Source organism: Rubrimonas cliftonensis (assembly GCF_900107585.1).
GTDB classification, from domain to species: Bacteria; Pseudomonadota; Alphaproteobacteria; order Rhodobacterales; family Rhodobacteraceae; genus Rubrimonas; species Rubrimonas cliftonensis.
In genome coordinates this window covers 1-2,500 of the sequence record NZ_FNQM01000020.1, presented here as the reverse complement: position 1 = coordinate 2,500, position 2,500 = coordinate 1, and the positions used below count along the sequence as shown (strand labels likewise).

1 tRNA gene, 2 rRNA genes and 1 pseudogene (1 of these 4 cut by a window edge) are annotated in these 2,500 nt (G+C 58.4%); all 4 read left to right on the top strand.

Annotated elements, in window-relative coordinates:
• Positions 1 to 1,729, top strand: a 23S ribosomal RNA gene (locus BLW43_RS18745) (it extends 1,099 nt beyond the left edge of the window).
• Between the two features lie 50 nt (positions 1,730 to 1,779).
• Positions 1,780 to 1,894, top strand: a 5S ribosomal RNA gene (gene rrf / locus BLW43_RS18740).
• A gap of 43 nt (positions 1,895 to 1,937) precedes the next feature.
• Positions 1,938 to 2,014: transfer RNA gene (locus BLW43_RS18735), tRNA-Met, on the top strand.
• 184 nt (positions 2,015 to 2,198) lie between these two features.
• A pseudogene (locus BLW43_RS18730) lies at positions 2,199 to 2,500 on the top strand (IS1634 family transposase); the annotation flags it as partial.

Sequence of the window (2,500 nt, the reverse complement as noted above, 5' to 3'; positions counted from 1 at the left end):
TAAAGATAGCGTAACAGCTCACTGGTCTAAATAAGTTGTCCTGCGGCGAAGATGTAACGGGGCTCAAGCCACGAGCCGAAGCTTCGGACTCCTTCGGGAGTGGTAGCGGAGCGTTCTGTGAAAAACCCGGTCCGTCTTGCGTCCATGCTCCGGTATGGGCGGCGGACGGAATGGGTTTGACTGTGAAGCCGGGGCGCAAGCCATCCGGTGGAGTGATCAGAAGCGAGAATGCTGACATGAGTAGCGATAAACAGGGTGAGAGACCCTGTCGCCGAAAGTCCAAGGTTTCCTGCTTAAAGCTAATCTGAGCAGGGTGAGCCGGCCCCTAAGGCGAGGCCGAAAGGCGTAGTCGATGGGAATCAGGTTAATATTCCTGAGCCAGGAGGATGTGACGGTTCTCGACTGTAGTTCGATCTTAACGGATTGATCGGGCTGCTTAGAGGATCCTGGAAATAGCCCTCCATATGACCGTACTCCAAACCGACACAGGTGGACTGGTAGAGAATACCAAGGCGCTTGAGAGAACTGCGTTGAAGGAACTCGGCAAAATACCTCCGTAAGTTCGCGAGAAGGAGGCCTCGTTCGTGGGCAACCATGGGCGAGGGGCACAGACCAGGGGGTGGCGACTGTTTACTAAAAACACAGGGCTCTGCGAAGCCGCAAGGCGACGTATAGGGTCTGACGCCTGCCCGGTGCTGGAAGGTTAAGTGGAGGTGTGCAAGCACTGAAATGAAGCCCCAGTAAACGGCGGCCGTAACTATAACGGTCCTAAGGTAGCGAAATTCCTTGTCGGGTAAGTTCCGACCTGCACGAATGGCGTAACGACTTCCCCGCTGTCTCCAACGCAGACTCAGCGAAATTGAATTCCCCGTGAAGATGCGGGGTTCCCGCGGTCAGACGGAAAGACCCCGTGCACCTTTACTACAGCTTCACACTGGCATTAGGCGGAGCATGTGCAGGATAGGTGGTAGGCTATGAAACCCGGGCGCCAGCTCGGCGGAGCCACCCTTGAGATACCACCCTTGCTTCGCTTGATGTCTAACCGCGGTCCGTCATCCGGATCCGGGACCCTGTGTGGCGGGTAGTTTGACTGGGGCGGTCGCCTCCTAAAGCATAACGGAGGCGCGCGATGGTGGGCTCAGAGCGGTCGGAAATCGCTCGTTGAGTGCAATGGCATAAGCCCGCCTGACTGCGAGACTGACAAGTCGAGCAGAGACGAAAGTCGGCCATAGTGATCCGGTGGTCCCTCGTGGAAGGGCCATCGCTCAACGGATAAAAGGTACGCCGGGGATAACAGGCTGATGATGCCCAAGAGTCCATATCGACGGCATCGTTTGGCACCTCGATGTCGGCTCATCACATCCTGGGGCTGGAGCAGGTCCCAAGGGTTCGGCTGTTCGCCGATTAAAGTGGTACGTGAGCTGGGTTTAGAACGTCGTGAGACAGTTCGGTCCCTATCTGCCGTGGGTGTAGGAGACTTGAGAGGAGCTGCCCCTAGTACGAGAGGACCGGGGTGGACGCACCACTGGTGGATCGGTTGTCGCGCCAGCGGCACAGCCGAGTAGCTATGTGCGGACAGGATAACCGCTGAAGGCATCTAAGCGGGAAGCCCCCCTCAAAACCAGGTCTCCCTGAGGGCCGTGGAAGACCACCACGTCGATAGGCTGGAGATGTAAGCGCCGTGAGGCGCTCAGTTGACCAGTACTAATCGCCCGATAGGCTTGATCCGAGCCAGAAGTCGGATGACTTGAATACTTGGAAACGCATGATCTGCTCAGGTCTGGTGACCCTAGCGCGAGCGAAACACCCGATCCCATCCCGAACTCGGCCGTTAAGCGCCGCTGCGCCAATGGTACTGCGTCTCAAGACGTGGGAGAGTAGGTCGTCGCCAGGCCTCAGCAGGTCATGCGCCGCATCTGTATAACGATGGACCCCAACGCGGGGTGGAGCAGCCCGGTAGCTCGTCAGGCTCATAACCTGAAGGTCGTAGGTTCAAATCCTACCCCCGCAACCAACGCCTCGCACTTGGATCCGGAGTTCGACACTTCCGGCCCCGATTTTCGGGCACCCGGACCGTTAGCCTCTGGGTAATCAATAACTTAGCCTTTGCCCGGGGGTGATTTCAGCGAAGTTGTGTTGTGGCACGTCATCGGTATTTCACGATGGAAAGCAGTTTTCTGCCGTGATATCGTTGCGGCATGTACACGAAGATCACCCGGTCGGGCGGACGACGCTATCTGCAGCTGGTCGAGGGCTATCGTGATGATGCGGGAAAGGTTCGCCACCGCGTGATCGCGAACCTGGGGCGGATCGAGGATCTCACGCCCGAGAAGCTGGATCCCCTGATCAGTGGGCTCAACCGCGTCCTGGGCCGGGCGGAGAACACCGCCTCGCACCTCACCCACGAACCCGCGCAAAGCTACGGCGACGTCTTTGCGCTGCACGAGCTGTGGAAGGATCTCGGCTTCGACCGGGCGCTGAGCCGCGCGCTGCGCTCGGG